Source organism: Sphingomonas sp. RB1R13 (genome assembly GCF_036663775.1).
GTDB lineage: Bacteria > Pseudomonadota > Alphaproteobacteria > Sphingomonadales > Sphingomonadaceae > Sphingomicrobium.
On sequence record NZ_JAXOJM010000129.1, the window covers coordinates 1 to 1,014 of the forward strand.

The following is a 1,014-nucleotide window of genomic DNA, read 5'->3' on the forward strand; positions in this document are numbered from 1 at the left end:
AACCAGCGAACGCGGTGAGGCATAGAGCGATTCCACCAGAACCGCCCGGACCCGCGAGGAGATCTGGCCATCGACCTGGCGCAATCGCTGCATTCGGCTGATTATGCGTTTCATATCAATCTCCTGAGCGATGACTATCCCATCTGCTCGGGCTGTCGATAGGGCTATGCCAGCTTTCCAGGCGCGCCGACCGTCATATCGCTATCATGCAGGGCGGGGCGAAGGTGGATAAGGGTTGGATGTGACGGTGCGGCGCAACAAAAAAGACAGGAACGTGAAAAATGTTGTTGACCCCCGAAGTGGGTCCGCCTAGAGGGGTTTCACCGCAGCGGTGGTCGCCACAACGACTTACCGGCTGCAGCTACGACAGACTGGCACGCTGGACGCCCTGGGAACGGGGAGGTGTGGTGTTGCCGGTGATTTGTTGTCGGGGCTCTTTGACATTGTAGGTTAGATGAAGGGACATGCGGGCGGCGGCTTGGCGGTTGTTCGGGGCATTCAAGGTGCCTTGAGATCGTTAAAAAGCACTAAGCCAGTTCGTATGTCTCGTTACATATCCACTTGAATATGTGATGTGCAGGAATTGGCTCCTTGAAGTGAGCGGTTTTTGGTTGGTCATTCCACCGGCTAAAAATCGAGCATCAAACTTGAGAGTTTGATCCTGGCTCAGAACGAACGCTGGCGGCATGCCTAACACATGCAAGTCGAACGAAGGCTTCGGCCTTAGTGGCGCACGGGTGCGTAACGCGTGGGAATCTGCCCTTTGGTTCGGAATAACAGCTGGAAACGGCTGCTAATACCGGATGATGACGAAAGTCCAAAGATTTATCGCCAGAGGATGAGCCCGCGTTGGATTAGGTAGTTGGTGGGGTAAAGGCCTACCAAGCCGACGATCCATAGCTGGTCTGAGAGGATGATCAGCCACACTGGGACTGAGACACGGCCCAGACTCCTACGGGAGGCAGCAGTGGGGAATATTGGACAATGGGCGAAAGCCTGATCCAGCAATGCCGC

Annotated in this window: 1 rRNA gene; it reads left to right on the forward strand. The window is 55.4% G+C overall.

The features are described 5' to 3' along the window. Positions 1-643: 643 nt before the first annotated feature. Positions 644-1,014 (forward strand): 16S ribosomal RNA (locus tag U1700_RS15475); the annotation flags it as partial.